Source organism: Acidovorax radicis (genome assembly GCF_020510705.1).
GTDB classification, from domain to species: Bacteria; Pseudomonadota; Gammaproteobacteria; order Burkholderiales; family Burkholderiaceae_C; genus Acidovorax; species Acidovorax radicis_A.
Genome location: NZ_CP075184.1, coordinates 2,864,346 through 2,881,151, shown reverse-complemented (window position 1 = coordinate 2,881,151; position 16,806 = coordinate 2,864,346). Strand labels below are relative to the sequence as shown.

Genomic DNA, 16,806 nt, shown 5'->3' with positions numbered 1-16,806 from the left:
AATGCTGTGTATATTTACAGTATTCATTGAACCACTGCCACCACAATGTCTGCATCACGCCTGCCCTTGCGGAAGGTACCCCCTCCCTTTGCTTTTGAGGTGCCAGGCGTCTGGCACGCCGATGCGTTGGGTGCGGGGCCGTCACCGGTGCAGCCCACGGGGTATCCGCTGCTGGATGCGCAGTTGCCCGGCGGGGGCTGGCCTGTGGGGGCGTTGTGCGAGGTGCTGCAACCCCTGGCAGGCTTGCATGAATGGCAGCTGTTATTGCCCGCGCTGGCGCAAGCCACCGCCCGGCGTGCCGGGGCTCTTGTGGTGGTGGCGCCACCTTGTGAGCCTTTTGGCCCGGCCTTGCAGGCCCAGGGCCTGGCAGCCCACCGGCTGTGCCTGGTGCGAAGCAACGCAGCGGCGCCCGCATTGTGGGCGGCAGAGCAGGCGTTGCGGTGCCGTGATGTCATCGCTGTGATGGCCTGGCTGCCGCAAGCGCAGCCAGCCGCACTGCGCAGGTTGCAACTGGCGGCCGCGCAGCAGCAGCAACTGCTGTGGGTGTTCAGGCCCCTGGCAGCGTCGCCCCAGGCGTCGCCCGCTTTGCTCCGGTTGCAGGTGCAAGGACAAACACAAAGACAAGGGGATGTTCAAGGGCTTGGCATGGGCATGGCACCGGGCGCTTCTGCACCCACTGGTATGCAGGTGCACATTCTCAAACGCAGGGGGCCCCCGTTGATGCAGGGGCTGGATCTGCCGGGATGCCACGCCCACCTGGTGCAGATGCTGGCGGCTCAGGCACAGCGAAGGCGCGCAGCGCAACAACTGGCGCCCGGCCCCACGCAAAGCACTCTGCAAGAGAAGGAGCCAGGGAGAGCACAAGAAGCAGCGCAAACCATGGCGAACGACACTGCCCGTGGCAAATCGCCGCGATGGGCTGCGGCGTCTGCGGCTGTGCCATGAGATGAGCGGAGGGGATGCATGCACTGGATCGCGCTGCCGTTGCCACCGAGCGCGGGTGACAACCCCGCCGCACCCGCCTGCATCGATGCTACCGGGTGGTGGGCATTGCGTTTTACCCCGCGCGTGGTGCTGGTGGATGACGAAGCCGTGTTGCTGGAGGTCTCCACCACCGAGCGGCTTTGGGGCGGGCGCGATGCCTTGCTGGCACAGGTGCGCCAGGCCTGGGCGCAGGCTGCCGAAGGCGCTTTTGCCCAGCAAGGCGCTGATGCGCAAGCGGCTGATGGGGCGCATGGGGTGCATTCAACTCATGGGATATGGGGCTGTGGGCCTACCGCGCTGATGGCGCACGCCTTTTTGCGGGTGCACATGGCCATGGCTGGGGCCGGGTGTGCCCTGCCGTCGCAGGGCCCACAAGGATGTCCGCACCCACAAACCCTGCCTCTGCACACACTGACCGTGCTGCGCCCCCATGTGGCCAGCCTGGAGCGCATGGGCTGCCGCACCTGGGGGGCGTTGCAGGCGTTGCCCCGGGCAGGCGTGGCACGGCGTTTTGGTGCGGCGGTCTTGCAGGTGCTGGACCAGGCGCTGGGGCATGCCCCCGAGGTGCACCGTTGGCTGGAGCTGCCCGAGCAATTTGTGCTGACAGCCGAGCTGCCGGCTCTGGCCGAGTCGGCAGACGCCTTGCTCTGGAGCGCCCACCGTTGCCTTACCCTGCTGCAGGGCTGGCTGCAGGCGCGCCAGCAGGGCGTGTTGGCGCTGGCGCTGACCTGGCGCCATGACTTGCGCCGCATCGATGGGGTGGTGATTGCCCCCTCGCAAGCCTTGGTGGTGCGCACGGCACAAGCCACACAGGACATCACGCACCTGAGGCGTCTGCTGTCAGAAAACCTGGCACGCACCCAACTGGCGGCCCCCGCCAACCAGATCACGCTGCGTCTGCTGGAGTCGGCCTTGCTCCCACACCGCAGTGCCAGCCTTTTGCCACCCCATGGAGATGGCCGCCAAGTCGATCACCAAAGTGGGGGTGGTGATGTTTCGGCCGCGCAAGGGGAAGCCTTGCACCAGCTGCTGGAGCGCCTGTCGGCCCGACTGGGTGCAGACCAGGTGCAGGCGCCGGTGCTGCTGGCCGACCACCGGCCTGAATGCATGCAGCAGTGGCGGCCCGCAGCGCAGGTGCTGACAGCCAAAAATGCCCGCCTTGTGGACTACCTTGGTCCGGGTGGCCATGGCGGATCGGGCATCCCTGGCGCCACCGGCGGCTCGCATGCGCCAGACGCATCGCTGTGGCCCACCTGGCTGCTGCGCACGCCCCGGCGCCTGGCCATGCAGGGCCACCGGCCTTGCCACCATGGGCTGCTGCGCCTGCTGGCGGGGCCACACCGGTTCGAGGCCGGCTGGTGGACGGATGCCGATGCAGCGCCTGCCGATGCAGAACACCCCAGCCCAGGCCTGGTATTGCGCGATTATTTTGTGGCACACAACGAGGTGGCCGGGCTGGTGTGGGTGTTCCGTGAGCGCCTGGCGCTGCGCTCTGGTGACGCGGAGGCGGGCAGGGTGGCGGGGCCTGTGCAGCCGCACCGCTGGTTTTTGCATGGCATTTTTGGCTAATGCCATGGCCTGGACACCTCCTCGATTAACGCCGGTAGGCCCGGTGCCAGCAGTGCCCACCACCACAATGCCCGCGCGCGCACTGCCGGGATATGCCGAGCTGCACTGCCTGTCCAACTTTAGTTTTCAGCGCGGCGCATCCCACCCGCAAGAGCTGGTGGATCGTGCCGCCGAGCTGGGCTACCAGGCGCTGGCGCTGACCGACGAATGCTCGGTGGCGGGCGTGGTGCGGGCGCATCAGGCCGCCGAAAAATCGGGTCTGCACCTCATCCTGGGCAGCGAATTCTTGTGGGGCGGGCTGCGGATCGTGGCGCTGGCGCGCGATGCCGAGGGCTGGGGGAACCTGTGCGAGTTCATCACCGCCGCCCGCGCGCAAGCGCCCAAGGGGCAATACCACGTAGGCCCTGACAGCCCCTTCCGCCTTCTGGATCGCTGCGAACTGCTGCTGGCCCCTTGCCGCGAGCGTTTTAATGCTTCTGATTTTGTAGCTGTTAGCGCTTGTGTATCAAGCGCTAGAGGCCATTTTGATCAATATTTTAATGGCCATATCTGGTTGGCGGTAGAGCTGCACCTGGCCCCGGACGATGGCCTGTGGCTGGCCACGCTGCAGCGTGTGGGGGCGGCGCTCAGCCTGCCGCTGGTGGCTGCCGGCGATGTGCACATGCATGGGCGCGGGCGCAAGCCGTTGCAGGACGTGATCACGGCTGTCCAACGGGGCTGCAGCGTGGCCGAGTGTGGTTTTGCGCTGCAGCCCAATGCCGAGCGCCACCTGCGCCGTCGCGTGCGGCTGGCAGGCATTTATCCCCCTGAGCTGCTAGCCGCCACGCTGGCGGTGGCCGCACGCTGCACCTTCAGCCTGAACGAAATCAAATACCAATACCCGCTGGAGACCGTGCCTGCAGGCATGACCCCGGCTCAGGCCCTGGCCTGGCTGGTCGAGGTCGGCGCAGCAGGCTTTTACCCGCAAGGCGTGCCTGCCACCATCGCCGCGCAGATCCGCAAAGAGCTGGACTTGATTGCGCACCGCAAGTACGAGATGTACTTCCTCACCGTGCACGACATCGTGCGCTTTGCGCGCAGCCAGGGCATCCTGTGCCAGGGGCGCGGCTCGGCGGCCAACTCGGTGGTCTGCTACGTGCTGGGCATCACGGCCGTGGCCCCTGAAAACTCGCACCTGCTGTTTGAGCGCTTCATCAGCAAGGAGCGCAGCGAGCCGCCCGACATTGATGTGGACTTTGAGCATGACCGGCGCGAAGAAGTCATTCAATACATCTACGCCAAATACGGCCGTGATCGCGCCGCCATCACTGCGGTGGTCACCACCTACCGCACGCGCAGCGCCTTGCGCGATGTGGGCAAGGCGTTGGGCGTGGGGCCTGCTCTGGTGGATGCCTTTGCCAAGGACCACCACTGGTTCGATGAAACATTCGCCACCGACCGCCTGCAGGATTTGGCACAGGCCGTGGGGGAGACACTGCACCCGCGCACCGCTGCCTTGTGGCTGGAGCTGAGCGCGCAGCTCAAGGGGTTTCCGCGCCATCTGAGCCAGCATGTGGGCGGTTTTGTTCTCACACAGGGCAAGCTCACGCGCCTGGTGCCGGTGGAGCCCGCCAGCATGCAAGACCGCTCCATCATCCAGTGGGACAAGGACGACCTTGATGACATGGGCCTGCTCAAGGTTGACGTGCTGGCGCTGGGCATGCTCAGCGCACTGCGCCGCTGCCTGAACCTGCGCGCCGCGTTGCGCGGGGAACGCTGGCAACTGCACGACATTCCGGGCCGCGATGCCGCCACCTACGACATGATCTGCGCAGCGGACACGGTGGGGGTTTTCCAGATCGAAAGCCGTGCCCAGATGAGCATGTTGCCGCGCCTGCAACCGCGTGAGTTTTATGACCTGGTGGTGGAGGTCGCCATCGTGCGGCCCGGGCCGATTCAGGGCGGCATGGTGCACCCGTACCTGCAGGCGCGTGAGCGAAGGCGGCAGGGTAAACCGCTGACCCTCGAAAAACCCGAGTTGTATGAGGCGCTTGAGCGCACCCTGGGGGTGCCCATTTTTCAGGAGCAGGTCATGCAGATCGCCATGATTGCTGCGGGCTTCACGCCGGGTATGGCCGATGACCTGCGCCGCTCCATGGCCGCCTGGAAGCGCAAGGGGGGCGTGCACCGGTTTGAAGAGCCCCTGATCAAGGGCATGCTGACACGCGGTTATCGCCTGGAGTTTGCGCAGGCCATCTTTCGGCAGATGTTGGGTTTTGGCGAATATGGCTTCCCCGAAAGCCATGCCCACAGTTTTGCGTTGCTCGCTTATGCCAGCAGTTGGCTCAAGTGCCACGAACCTGCGTGTTTTCTGGCGTCGCTGCTCAACTCGCTGCCCATGGGCTTTTACTCGGCCTCGCAGTTGGTGCAGGATGCGCGCCGCCACGGCGTGCAGGTGTTGCCCATCGATGTCAATACCAGCGACATCGAATGCACGCTGGAAGGCCCGTTGGCACCGCTGCGGCCCCAAAAAGGCTTTCCATCGCCGTCGTTGCCGCAGCCCGCCGTGCGCCTGGGGCTGCGGTTGGTGGCCAGCCTGCAGCAAGACGCTGCCCAACGCCTGGTGCAGGCGCGTGCTGCCAGCACGGGGTTCACCAGCACCGAAGACCTGGCTTTGCGTGCCCAGCTGCGCCAGCAGGATCTGCAGGCGCTGGCCGCCGCCGATGCCCTGGCCAGCCTGTCGGGCCACCGGCGCCAGCAGATGTGGGACGCCGCAGCACAACACACCGCGCCAGCCTTGCTGCGCGATGTCCCGGTGAACGAAACCCCTTTGGTGTTGCCCGCTGCCCCAGAAGGCGAAGAAATTTTGTTCGACTATGCCGCTACTGGCCTCACGCTGCGCCGCCACCCGCTGGCGCTGTTGCGTCCGCGCCTTGCACGCTGGCGGCTGCAGACAGCGTTGCAACTGCAGGCGGTGCCCCCTGGCCGCAAGGTGCGCGCCTGTGGCATCGTCACCGTGCGCCAACGCCCCGGCACGGCCAAAGGCACCATGTTTGTCACTCTGGAAGACGAGACCGGCCCCGTCAATGTGATTGTGTGGCCCGCCTTGGTGGAAGCCTGGCGCGATGCGCTGCTGCGTTCGCAACTGCTGGCGGTAGAAGGGGTCTGGCAGTGCAGCGCGGCCCCACCAATGCATTCGAGCGGATCAGAAGACCCCAGCCCGCCGGAGGCCACAGTGGCTGTCGCCCCACAAGCGTCAGTGCCAGCCTCTGCGCCTGCGGTGGTGCGCCATCTGGTGGCCCAGCGATTTAAAGACTTGACCCCGCTGCTCGGTCGTATGGCCGGGGCACTGCAAGGCAGCCGCGATTTCCATTGAGCGGCGCAAGGGGCCTGGAGAAGCGGCGTCTACCCGTGCGCTTTTGTCACCCAGGCATGCCTGAAATCACCGGGGAGCAGTCGCCTTTTTGGCTGCTTTGCGCGCAGCCTGCGACGCCGTACCGGCAGCGCCTTCGCTGCCGGGTTTGACCGGTTCCTTGGCCAGCGTGAGCAGGGGTTTGCAGTGGGTGTCGTCGTCGCCAGCCGGCACGGTGACCGGCACCAACGCCAACGCAACGGGTGCGGCGACGGCCGCCGCCACCGCAGCGCCGGCCCGCAGCAAGAGGGGGCCTACTTCCACGCCTACATCCGGGTTGCCGAAGGTGCCCTTCACATACAGCGGCGAGCGCAGCGAGAAGAACTTCCACTGCAGAGATTCGGGTTTGATGCGCAGATTCATCTGCTCGGTGCCCAGGTCAATCGTGCCCGTGGCCTGCACCACCGCGTCGTCGGTGCTCATCTTGACGATGCGCGTGCTCGCCAGGCCATCGACCACCGTGAAGTCCGCCACTGCGCAGCGCAGATGCACTTCCTTGTCGTCGCCAAACAGCTTGCCGACAATGATGCTGCCCACGTTAAGGGCCGCCAGATCCAGCATCTGCTTGCTCAGGGTGCCGTCGCGCACATACAGGCGCGCTTCTCCCGTGCCCTGGCCCAGTAGCCCGGCGATGCTGTTGCCGCGACTTTCCAGCGCGATGGCGCCATCCATGCGGCCCAGGCTTTTTTTCATCAACTGCACTTTGGGGAACAACTCGGACAGTTGCAGCCCCTGGATCTTGCCGTGGATCTGGGCCTTCAAAGGGGGCGAGCGCCCGTCAATGCTGACCTCGGACTCGATCTTGCCCTGAGCCACCCCAAAGGTGAGGGGCGCGAGCTTGAGTTGTGCGTTGTCCATCACGGCCCGAAGGCTCAGATTCTCCAGCGGCAAGCTCTCGGGACGGATGATGTGCTGGCCTTTGAAGGCAATGTCCATGTCCATGGCGTTCCAGCGTTCGGCTGCGAACTTGGAGTCGGGCAGCACCTTGCCGCGCTGGCCGGTTTTGTCTTGGCCCCGGTTGGCGTTGTCGGCATTGTTGGTGCCCACGGTGGGGCCCAGGTCGGACAGGCGCAACTGGTTGGACGACATCTGCCCGGTGAGGCGAGGGCGCGGCTTGCCAGAGGTGTATTTCAAAGAACCATGCAAATCGCTTTGGCCCACCTTGCCATCAAAGCCGTTGTATTGCCACACCGCGCGCTCTGGCGTCAGGCTACCCGTCAGTTGCCCATCGGTTTCAAAAGGCGGTGTGCTGGGCAATACCAGCCCGGTGACGTCATACAGGTCGGCCATGCTGGCGCCTTTGAGGAAAACCTGGAAATCCAGGCCAGAAAGAGCGCCCGGGTTGGCCAAAATGCCTTCGGCGGAAAGTGCCAGGCTGCCTGCGCTGGCCGCAATCTGCAGTGGGTAGTTCACCATCTTGTTGCGCAGACTGATGACCTGGCCCGCCCGGCCACTGCCCTTGATTTTTGCCTTGGCATAGCGCCCCTCCAGTTCAAAGCGCAGGCCATAAGGCATGGGGCTGGTGGACGATGCGCTTGCTGCGCTGGCCGTGGCGGGCGTCATGAACGATGCTGCAACGTGGGGCGTTGTTGCCTTGCTGGCGCTGGCTGTCGATGCCTTGGGCGTGGCTGCCGATGTGCTGGTGGATGCCGCTTTTGCAGGAGCCTGGGCGGAGCGCTTGTCAAAGGTTGGCTCTGTGGTATCGATGCGTGCACGCAGATCCAGGTCTTTCATGCCATCGGCATAACCGAGGACACCTTGGCGCACCATCAAACGGTCCACGTCGAAGGTCCAGCCGCTGGGGGGGCCATCCTGGCGCTGGAAAGTCCAGTTGTTGTCTCCATGGGCCGTTCGTGCCAATGCAATGTCCGGCCCCGTGAGATCGATGGTCTCAATGGACAGATAACGGCCCAGCAACGGCAACAGGCGCACCGTGGCCGTGGCGCTGTCGATGCGTGCCATGGTGGCTGGTGCTGCAGGGGTGTCCGCACCGGCGTTTTTTGAGGCAGCGGATCTGCTGCCTGGGTGCGTGTCTGCAAAAGGCGGCTTGAAATCCGAGGGGTTGTCCATCACCAGGTGGTTGGCCGTCACTGCGACGCCAGGAACCCAGCGGTGCCAGCCTTCTTCGAGCGGCCGCGGCCAGCGCCATGCCACCGACAGATCTCCTTTGATGGCGAAGCGCCGCCCCGTGGCCTCGCTCACCTTTTGGTTCACCCACGGCCTGGCGCGGTTCCAGTCCATGACGGCCACCGCAATCGCCAGCACCACCACCAGGCCCAGCAGCAATCCAAACAACCACAGGCCCCAACGCGCTACACGCGGTAATCGCTGTGGCGCGGGGGGCGCCAGAGGTGCCATATCGGGTGGCGTCGCATGGGAGGAACTGCTAGGGGCTGGAGACATGTCAGGCTGAATGGGTTGAGATGATGGGGGTCGATGAAGCAGTCAATGCAAGGCCGTCGGCTGATTGCCTTTCTTGTCTTTTCAGTTCATTGCCAGCACGGTGGGCCAGAAAAGGTCATGCCATGCTAGCCCGCATCGACCGCAGTCATGGCTGGGGGCAACGAACTGCCGCCGTTGTCCTACAGATGCCTCCAGCATGGTGGCCGCGGCCTTGTGGGGAGTGCGCTGTGATTTTTTCAAAACCCTACAGACGTTCTAAGAACGTGAACAGGTTCTTAGAATGCGCGCACCATGCACAACCCCGTTCATAGCCACCTCCCACCGCCACGCCATGGTGTCGGGCCCAGTTGCGTGGCGCTCCCACACCGGGGCGAGGGCAGCATGCTTGACTTTCTGACCCAGCGTTTGCCGGTGGTCACCCGTGAAGAGTGGCGCCAGCGCATGCTGGCGGGTGACGTGGTGGACGAACGCGGCCATTCGGTGGCGCCCGAGCGGCCCTTTGAAGGGGGGCTGCGCCTGTATTACTACCGCAGTCTGGTAGCAGAACCCGCGTTGCCATTCAGCGAAACGGTGTTGCACCAGGATGATCATCTGGTGGTGGCCGACAAGCCCCACTTCATGCCCGTCACGCCTGCGGGCCGCTATCTGCACACCACGCTGCTGGTGCGGCTCAAGCTGAAGCTCGGGCTGCCGGAGCTGACGCCTTTGCACCGCATTGATCGCGATACCGCCGGGCTGGTGATGTTCTCGGTGCAGCAGCGCACCCGAGGTATTTACCAAGCCTTGTTCCGCGAGCGCCAGATCATCAAACATTACGACGCCATAGCGCCTTGGCGTGCAGACCTCGCCTTCCCACGCGACCATGCCAGCCGCCTGGAAGAAAGCCCGCAGTTCTTTCGCATGCACGAAGTGCCCGGCGAGTCCAACAGCCATACCCATATGCAGGTGCTGCAGGTGGTGGGCGACTGGGCCCTGTACCGACTGTCGCCCGTCACTGGCAAGCGCCATCAGCTGCGGGTGCACATGGCCGCCCTGGGATTGCCACTGCGCAATGACCCGCTGTACCCCGTCGTCAACGATGCGCCGGAGGGGGACCATTCACGGCCGCTTCAGCTGCTGGCGCGTTCGCTGGCGTTTGTCGACCCGCTCACGGGTGAGCACCGGGTGTTTGAGAGCAGGCAGTCGCTGAGCCTGCCTTGAGCGTTTGCTCAGAAAACAACGGGGGCATGCCACTCTCGCGCATGCGTGATACGGCACATGCTTGCTTGGATCAAGGGTTTACCCTTGGTTTGAAAAGGCCATTTTAGCGCCTATTACCCTATTTTTGGCGTACATATCAGACAATTGACGGTCTCATATGCAAATGGATGCATAGATTACCTAAAAGCACTATATGACTCCCTCCAACGCCCGCCACTCGGTAGCCTTCAAGTTATCGCTCACGGCATTGCTCAGCCTGCTGGTGGTTTTGTTGGTCACGATGGGCATCGTCAGTGCACTGCTCTGGAAGGACTTCGGCCGTATGGCGCGCGACGATGCCATGCAAGCTGCCGTCCAGGTGCGCACCCTGGTACAGACTTTTGACGAAACGGCTCAGGAGCAAGCCAAGCGTGACTTTGCCCAGTTCAAGGCGCGTTTCTCGGGCAAATTTGCGTTGACAGAGGCCCCGGGGCCTGACGGCAAACCCGAGGCTGTGTTGACGTTTCAGGACGCAGCGCTGAACGGCGACTTTGAAGGGATGGACCGTTACACCAAAGACAGCCTGGGCGCCGTGGCCACGATCTTTGCGCGCACGGGGGATGACTTTATTCGGGTGACCACGTCGGTGAAGAAGCAGGACGGTGAGCGCGCCTTCAAAACCCTGCTGGACCGCAATCACCCTGCCTATGCATTGATGAATGAGGGCAAGACCTATATCGGCAGAGCCAACCTCTTTGGCCGTGAGTACATGACCGTGTACGAGCCTATCCGTGAAGGCAACCGCACCATCGGCATTTTGTTCATCGGCTCTGATATTTCCGCCATCCTGGGCAAGCTCGATACGGTGATGGCTGGGCAAAAGTTGTTCCGCACAGGGGTTGTTTACGCCGTGAACCTCTCGACCGGCCCGGCGCGGGGCACGATTGCCGGGCTGCCAGCTGCCGAAAAATCCTTGAAAGTGGATGATAAAAACGACCAGGCTAAAGCGTGGCTCAGCTCGCTGGCAACCATTGAGCCCACCGGTGATCTGAAGTCGAACTGGTCGCCCCGCCGCAGCGGTGACAACGACCGGGCCACACGCTACGTGGCTGTGCAGCACTACAAACCCTGGAATTGGGCCATCGTGGCCGAGGCGCCCTTGGCAGAGATGATGAGCGAGGCGCGTGCCGTGCTCACCTGGCTTTGGCTGGGGGTGGTGATAGCCCTGGCCTTGCTGGCGATAGTGCTGGTGATGGCCACCCGACGCCTGGTAGGTGGGCCCGTGCAACAACTGAGCACCGCGCTGGCGTATCTGGCGCAGGGGGACCTGACGCACCCTGTGTCGATCCGGTCGCGCGACGAAATTGGCTCCCTCGCGCAGGCCATGGAAGGTTTTCGGGTGCGCCTGCTCGAAAGCCTTGGCATGGTGCGCACCAGCGCAGACAGCGTATCGGCCGCCAGCACCGAAATCGCCCAAGGCAACCAGGACCTTTCTGGCCGCACCGAAAGCCAGGCCAGTGCGCTGGAGCAAACGGCTGCCAGCATGGAGCAACTGGGCGCCACCATTCGCCACAACGCCGATAGCGCAAGCCAGGCCAACCAGCTTGCGGTGGGTGCAAGCCGCGTGGCGCAGCAGGGCGGAGAGGTTGTGTCCAAAGTGGTTAGCACCATGCAAGACATCCACACCAGCAGCCAAAAAATTGCCGACATCATCGGCGTGATTGACGGCATCGCATTCCAGACCAACATCCTGGCGCTTAACGCCGCTGTCGAGGCGGCGCGTGCGGGTGAACAAGGGCGTGGTTTTGCGGTGGTGGCCGCCGAAGTCCGTAACCTGGCGCAGCGCACGGCCGCCGAAGCCAAGGCCATCAAGGAGCTGATAGGCACCAGTAGTGCCATGGTGCAGGAAGGCTCTGTGTTGGCTGATCAGGCTGGAAGCACCATGCAGGAGGTGGTCGCCTCCATTCAGCGCGTGGCCGACATGGTGTCCGAGATCAGTGCTGCAAGCAACGAGCAGACCGCTGGAGTGGGCCAGGTGGGCGAGGCTGTCACCCAACTGGACCAGACTACCCAGCAAAATGCGGCGCTGGTGGAGGAAATGGCCGCAGCCGCCAGCAGCCTGCGGGGGCAGGCGCAGCAGATGGTGGCCGCGATTGCGCAGTTCAATCTGGGCCATTCAACACCCAGTGGGTCTGGCCCGGTGCCCCTGCCCACCTCTGCATTCTCCAACCCGGCCCCGCGCAGGCTGAACGACTGAGCCAAATGAGCGCAATCCGGCCGGCTGCCCGCGCTGGAATGCCTATAATGCGAAGCTACGCGGGTGTAGTTCAATGGTAGAACGGCAGCTTCCCAAGCTTCATACGAGGGTTCGATTCCCTTCACCCGCTCCATTTATGACATTCATATCCAGTCATAAACAGTCAAAAAACCAATCAAATCAAGCGCTTAGACCTTTTTAGGCCGTCAAGTGCTGTCATGTTCCGCCATTGCAGCGCAGAACATTTGGGGGTACAAACTGGGGGAACAGGGCAAATTTGTCCCCTTTCCTGGAGTTTTGTTCCCCCATGCTCACCGAGATTGCCTGCAAAGCTGCCACCTGCCCAGACGACAAGCCGCGCGTGCGCTTTACCGACGCTGGCGGGCTCTATCTGGAGGTCACTCCGAACGGGGCAAAGCGCTGGTTCTGGAAGTACCGCTACGACAACAAGGAGAAGCGGCTTTCGCTGGGCAGCTACCCCGCCGTCAAGCTCAAGGAAGCGTGTCTGACTCGGGATGACGCCCGCAGGCTTCTGTCTCAAGGTAGCGACCCGGTGCAGCGCCGAAAGATCGACAAGGCCACCGCCCGCGTCAACTCGGGCACCACCTATGAGAAGGTCGCCCGCGAGTTCCACGCCTTGAAGGCGAAGGAATGGAGTGATGCCCATTTCACCAAGTGGATAAAGCTGCAAGAGGCAAACCTTTTCCCCTGGATTGGCCCGCTGCCCATCGCTGAAATCACCGCGCCGCTGCTGCTGGAGACTCTGCGCCGCGTAGAAGCCAGGGGCAAGAACGAAACCGCCCATTCCCTGCGCCAGTACGCGGGCCAGGTGTTCCGCTACGGCATGGCAACAGGCCGATGCATCCAAGACCCCGCCCACGCTCTGCGCGGTGCTTTGCAAGCCGTGATCGTCAAGCACATGGCCGCCGTGCTGGAGCCTAAGCAGGCCGGGGAGCTGCTGCGCGCTATTGACGCTTACCACGGGCACCCGACGACGCGAGAGGCCCTGATCCTGTCCGCGCTGCTATTCCAGCGCCCCGGCAACATCCGGCAGATGGAATGGGCATGGGTTGACCTGGAAGGCGGCCTGCTGACCATTCCGGCCGCATCCATGAAGCGCACCGTTCAAGGCAAGCGCACCGGCAAACCTCACCTTGTCCCGTTGGCTCCGCAGGCCGTGGAATGCCTCAAGCGAATGCACGTTCTATCGGGCGCGGGCCGGTACGTGTTCCCCTCGCTGCTGACGGGCGAGCGCCCCATGAGCGACAACACCGTAAACACTGCGCTGCGCCGCATGGGCTACACCAACAGCGAGATGACCGCCCACGGGTTCCGGGCGATGGCCCGCACCATCCTGGGCGAACACCTGGAGACAGACCCCGAAGTGATCGAAGCGCAATTGGCCCACGGGAAATCCGGGCCGCTGGGCATGGCCTATGACAGAACCCAGTATCTGGCGCAGCGCCGCAAGATGATGGTGGAGTGGGCCGACTACCTGGACAAGCTACGCGGCGCGGACGTGGTCCCACTGCGGGCCTGAGAAGCTGAAAACGAAGGAGAACGACAAATGACAGAAGCCGAAACTGCGGCGATGCAACTTGCTTTTGAGCGTCACTACGACACGCATTGGGACGAAGCAAGTCTGCGCAATGAGCGCCTGGGCTGGATTGCTTGCTGGAAAGCAGCACGCGCCGCCCTGTCACGATAACCGGCAAGCCCTGCGCCGGTATTGGCAGGGCAACAAGCGAACGGCCAGGGTGCGCTAACACCCCAGCCGTTCTAACCACAACTGATCATTATAGGATCACCCATGGCTACAGCTAAGTCTACTCGCGCACCGCGCAAACCCTCCGTGAACAAGTTGGCAAAAGACGCCGAAACCGTCTTGGTGCCAGTGCTGGCCCAGCCCTATGCAAAGGCTCCAGCGACCGACCCCCACCTTCGGCCTGGCACAGTCACTGCCGAAGCGCTGACCGTTTGCGGCTACACGCTGCCCCCCATCTTGCGCGGCATCCAGCCCGGTCTAGGCCTGCAGGGCCAGCCTACCGACTACTCCGTGAAGGTTGTCTGGGTGTCACGCCAGCAGATTCAGGGCATGTTGGCCGCCATCGGAAACGCCCACCCGGAGCTCGACAAAGCGCTGGGTGTTGTCAGCGCCTACCTGTGCCACCTCGACACCATGCGCGATGAAGCAAAGCTGGGCGTGTCGGCTGCTGCAGGGTGGATTAAGAAGGATCACCCCACCTGCGCCGGAGCGCTCGACAACCTCCAGACCGTCACCAAGATGCTGGGCCGCTGGCGCGATGAAGCACGCCTGCACCTGCGCTGAAAGGAACGGACATGGCCAAAGCAAACAATCCTAGAGACGGCAGGCTTAAAGCAAACCGCGACTTTCGGCGCTTCTTTAAAGCCGCTGTTTACGAACCGCAGTGGCGGGGGACGTTCAAAGATGACCCCACGGTTTACCCTCCGGAACACGATGCAGAGAGTGCCGTGCGTCAGGCGCTACAGCGGACCATCAGGGCCAAGACCCGTGACGATATTGCAGACTCCGATCTGGTAGCAATGCTGCGTTTTGCGATGCTGCACGAGAGCGTGAAGCCGCTTTCTACCGCTGACAACATCCTGGCAGAACTACGCGAGCGCATTGCAAAGCGCGAAGCACAACGCCGGGCATGAGCCATTCGCCAGCCCTAGGGAAGCTCTTCACGAATCGGTTCTGGCTATGTCACAGCGATGCCTGAACTAAAACAGCACTCGCTTTGAGTAATGAGGCGTGCGCAGCGCACCCAGCAGGCGTTTGGCGAGGGCCATTGCCCCTATATCGGAGGCTTTACGCCCCCTGCACGCGCACCTGCCCCATGCAGGCCAGCAACTTGTGCCTTGCCATCCACAGATTGCCCAGCGCAAACAGCGTGACGATCTGCGCCGTGTTCTTCATGAGCCCCCGGTAGCGCACCTTCACGTACCCGAACTGCTGCTTGAGCACTCTGAACGGGTGCTCCACCTTGGCCCGGATGCTGGCCTTGGTGCGTTCAAGTTGGTCGATCAGCGCATCCACAGGCTTGTTTTTGTCCAAAGCCCGGCGCAACCCCGGGCGCATGGCTACATGCCAGCGCACGTTCTTGTTGGCATCGGGCCGCTTGTCCACTCCTTGGTAGCCCGCATCGCCAAAGGCATCCGTTTCTTGCCCGTGCAGCAGGCTGTTGGCTTCTATCACGTCGTTCACATTGCCACTGGTGCCGCGCACGCTGTGCACCAGGCCTGAATCCGCATCCACGCCAATGTGAGCCTTCATGCCAAAGTACCACTCGTTGCCCTTCTTGCTTTGATGCATCTCGGGGTCTCGTGCCTTGCCTTCATTCTTGGTGGACGTCGGCGCCGCAATCAGCGTGGCATCCACCACCGTGCCTGCTTTGAGTTGCAGCCCTTTGGCTTGCAGCAGGGCATTGACCGTAGCGAGGATCTGATCGGCCAGTTTGTGGCGCTCCAGCAGATGCCGAAAACGCAGGATGCTCGATTCACTGGGAATGTGTTCGTCCCAGTGAGACAGGCCGGCAAAGTCCCGAAAGGCTGGCACGTCGTGCAGTGCCTCTTCCATGGCTGGGTCGCTAAGCTTGAACCACTGCTGCATGAAATGGATACGCAGCAGGGTCTGCACCGCAAAGGGCTGCTGGCCCCGGCGTCCGATCTCTGGGGCGTAGGGCTCAATGAGCGAGACCAACTCGGCCCAGGGCACCACCAACTCCATCGCATCAAGGAACTCGCGCTTGCGTGTGCGCTTGGTGGTATTGCTCAGGCCCAGGCTGCTTTGCTTCATGGCCTTATTGTCTCGGCTTCAAGCCTTCGTAAGCACATTACGCAGGGATTTGTGCAGAGAATCCCTAGGCTGATCCCCGAAAACCCGTTTCCCCTGACGGGCTGGGCTGGCACCTTTTCAGGGAGCGTGAGGGAACGCGATGACGCTAGTTAATGGTAGAAATCTAAGGAAATCCTGCAAAACCTCGTGGTCAGTCTGATAGACCCCGGCCAGTCATGGCATCCTCGCAAGCCATGAAGCAAAGCAGCCTTGACCTGAACCTGAGCACCAAGAAGACCCGCAAACAGGAACTGCTGGCCCAGATGGATCGGGTGGTTCCCTGGGCTGCATTGCTCGATGTCATTGCCCCGTATTACCCCGAGGGCAAGAACGGCCGCCCACCCTTTGCCCTGGAGACCATGCTGCGCATCCACTGCATGCAGCAGTGGTTTACCTTGTCGGATCTGGCGATGGAGGAAGCCCTCTTTGACACCCCGATCTACCGGGATTTTGCAGGGCTTGATGCCCATGGACGAATGCCTGACGAGAGCACCATTTTGAGGTTTCGCCACCGGCTGGAGAAGCACAAGCTGGCCGAGCAGATTCTGGCCACCGTCAACGAACTGCTGGCAGCGCAGGGCTTGCTGCTCAAGGCGGGCACTGCGGTAGACGCCACGTTGATCGCAGCGCCCAGCTCTACCAAGAACAAGGACAGAAAGCGCGATCCAGAGATGCACTCAAGCCAAAAGGGCAATGAATGGCACTTTGGCATGAAGGCCCACATTGGCGTGGACGCGGACTCAGGACTGGTGCACACCGTCATCGGAACCTCGGGCAACGTGGCCGACGTTGTAGAAGGCAACAGCTTGCTGCACGGGCAAGAAAAAGACGGGTTTGGTGACGCGGGCTATCAAGGCGTTCACAAGCGCCCGGATGCCAGGGCGGGCGTGACGTGGCACATAGCGATGCGCCCGGGCAAGCGCAAAGAGCTGGACAAAGAGCACAACCTCGTTGACGCGCTCATAGACCAGATGGAGAAGATCAAGGCAAGCATCCGGGCCAAGGTGGAGCATCCCTTTAGGGTGATCAAGCGGCAGTTTGGATATGTGAAGGTGCGCTACCGGGGATTGAAGAAGAACACACTGCAGCTCAAGACGCTGTTTGCGCTGTCCAACCTGTGGATGGTGCGCCACCAATTGCTGGGGGCGCAGGCATGAGTGCGTC

At 62.9% G+C, this 16,806-nt stretch carries 12 protein-coding genes and 1 tRNA gene; 11 read left to right on the top strand and 2 right to left on the bottom strand.

Annotated elements, in window-relative coordinates; translation table 11 throughout:
* Nucleotides 1-45: 45 nt before the first annotated feature.
* From imuA to KI609_RS13120, 3 genes are all read left to right on the top strand, one after another.
* A complete protein-coding gene (imuA, locus tag KI609_RS13130; protein WP_226443869.1) occupies nt 46-945 on the top strand; it encodes a translesion DNA synthesis-associated protein ImuA in 900 nt (299 codons plus the stop codon).
* 18 nt (nt 946-963) lie between these two features.
* Entirely contained in the window at nt 964-2,553 is a 1,590-nt protein-coding gene (locus KI609_RS13125; RefSeq protein WP_226443868.1) for a Y-family DNA polymerase, read from the top strand.
* Between the two features lie 67 nt (nt 2,554-2,620).
* Nucleotides 2,621-5,908, top strand: coding sequence for an error-prone DNA polymerase (locus KI609_RS13120; protein ID WP_226450390.1), 3,288 nt, complete (start codon nt 2,621-2,623; stop codon nt 5,906-5,908).
* A 66-nt stretch (nt 5,909-5,974) separates the two neighbouring features.
* On the opposite strand, the gene KI609_RS13115 is transcribed toward KI609_RS13120, so the two are convergent.
* Nucleotides 5,975-8,347, bottom strand: coding sequence for an AsmA family protein (locus KI609_RS13115; protein WP_226443867.1), 2,373 nt, complete (start codon nt 8,345-8,347; stop codon nt 5,975-5,977).
* A 291-nt stretch (nt 8,348-8,638) separates the two neighbouring features.
* Here KI609_RS13115 and KI609_RS13110 point away from each other — a divergent pair, with 291 nt between their 5' ends.
* The 7 genes from KI609_RS13110 (at nt 8,639) to KI609_RS13080 (ending at nt 14,462) form a co-directional block, all read left to right on the top strand.
* Complete coding sequence (locus KI609_RS13110; protein ID WP_226443865.1) at nt 8,639-9,547, top strand: pseudouridine synthase; 909 nt, start codon at nt 8,639-8,641, stop codon at nt 9,545-9,547.
* A gap of 193 nt (nt 9,548-9,740) precedes the next feature.
* Nucleotides 9,741-11,783 carry a methyl-accepting chemotaxis protein gene (locus KI609_RS13105; RefSeq protein WP_226443863.1) on the top strand — a complete coding sequence of 681 codons (2,043 nt, stop codon included), beginning with the start codon at nt 9,741-9,743 and terminating at the stop codon, nt 11,781-11,783.
* A 59-nt stretch (nt 11,784-11,842) separates the two neighbouring features.
* Nucleotides 11,843-11,916 (top strand) — tRNA-Gly (locus KI609_RS13100).
* A 174-nt stretch (nt 11,917-12,090) separates the two neighbouring features.
* The gene (locus tag KI609_RS13095; RefSeq protein WP_226443861.1) at nt 12,091-13,323 is read left to right on the top strand and encodes a tyrosine-type recombinase/integrase; all 1,233 of its coding nucleotides are present in this window, start codon (nt 12,091-12,093) and stop codon (nt 13,321-13,323) included.
* 27 nt (nt 13,324-13,350) lie between these two features.
* Nucleotides 13,351-13,491, top strand: coding sequence for a hypothetical protein (locus KI609_RS13090; RefSeq protein WP_226443859.1), 141 nt, complete (start codon nt 13,351-13,353; stop codon nt 13,489-13,491).
* Between the two features lie 144 nt (nt 13,492-13,635).
* A complete protein-coding gene (locus tag KI609_RS13085) occupies nt 13,636-14,112 on the top strand; it encodes a hypothetical protein (RefSeq protein ID WP_226443857.1) in 477 nt (158 codons plus the stop codon).
* Nucleotides 14,113-14,123: 11 nt separating this feature from the next.
* Entirely contained in the window at nt 14,124-14,462 is a 339-nt protein-coding gene (locus KI609_RS13080) for a hypothetical protein (protein ID WP_226443855.1), read from the top strand.
* Nucleotides 14,463-14,616: 154 nt separating this feature from the next.
* Here KI609_RS13080 and KI609_RS13075 read toward each other — a convergent pair whose 3' ends face one another.
* Nucleotides 14,617-15,603 carry an IS5 family transposase gene (locus tag KI609_RS13075; RefSeq protein WP_226443853.1) on the bottom strand — a complete coding sequence of 329 codons (987 nt, stop codon included), beginning with the start codon at nt 15,601-15,603 and terminating at the stop codon, nt 14,617-14,619.
* A 233-nt stretch (nt 15,604-15,836) separates the two neighbouring features.
* On the opposite strand from KI609_RS13075, the gene KI609_RS13070 reads away from it, so the two are divergent.
* A complete protein-coding gene (locus KI609_RS13070) occupies nt 15,837-16,799 on the top strand; it encodes an IS5 family transposase (RefSeq protein ID WP_226450145.1) in 963 nt (320 codons plus the stop codon).
* The last annotated feature ends 7 nt before the right edge of the window (nt 16,800-16,806 follow it).

Excerpts from the sequence above, each read along its gene's own strand:
- KI609_RS13115 (WP_226443867.1), bottom strand. The coding sequence starts at position 8,347 with ATGTCTCCAGCCCCTAGCAGTTCCTCCCATGCGACGCCACCCGATATG.
- KI609_RS13080 (WP_226443855.1), top strand. The coding sequence starts at position 14,124 with ATGGCCAAAGCAAACAATCCTAGAGACGGCAGGCTTAAAGCAAACCGC.
- KI609_RS13120 (WP_226450390.1), top strand. The coding sequence starts at position 2,621 with ATGCCCGCGCGCGCACTGCCGGGATATGCCGAGCTGCACTGCCTGTCC.
- KI609_RS13075 (WP_226443853.1), bottom strand. The coding sequence starts at position 15,603 with ATGAAGCAAAGCAGCCTGGGCCTGAGCAATACCACCAAGCGCACACGC.
- KI609_RS13095 (WP_226443861.1), top strand. The coding sequence starts at position 12,091 with ATGCTCACCGAGATTGCCTGCAAAGCTGCCACCTGCCCAGACGACAAG.
- KI609_RS13090 (WP_226443859.1), top strand. The coding sequence starts at position 13,351 with ATGACAGAAGCCGAAACTGCGGCGATGCAACTTGCTTTTGAGCGTCAC.
- KI609_RS13070 (WP_226450145.1), top strand. The coding sequence starts at position 15,837 with ATGAAGCAAAGCAGCCTTGACCTGAACCTGAGCACCAAGAAGACCCGC.
- KI609_RS13110 (WP_226443865.1), top strand. The coding sequence starts at position 8,639 with ATGCACAACCCCGTTCATAGCCACCTCCCACCGCCACGCCATGGTGTC.
- KI609_RS13105 (WP_226443863.1), top strand. The coding sequence starts at position 9,741 with ATGACTCCCTCCAACGCCCGCCACTCGGTAGCCTTCAAGTTATCGCTC.
- imuA (WP_226443869.1), top strand. The coding sequence starts at position 46 with ATGTCTGCATCACGCCTGCCCTTGCGGAAGGTACCCCCTCCCTTTGCT.
- KI609_RS13125 (WP_226443868.1), top strand. The coding sequence starts at position 964 with ATGCACTGGATCGCGCTGCCGTTGCCACCGAGCGCGGGTGACAACCCC.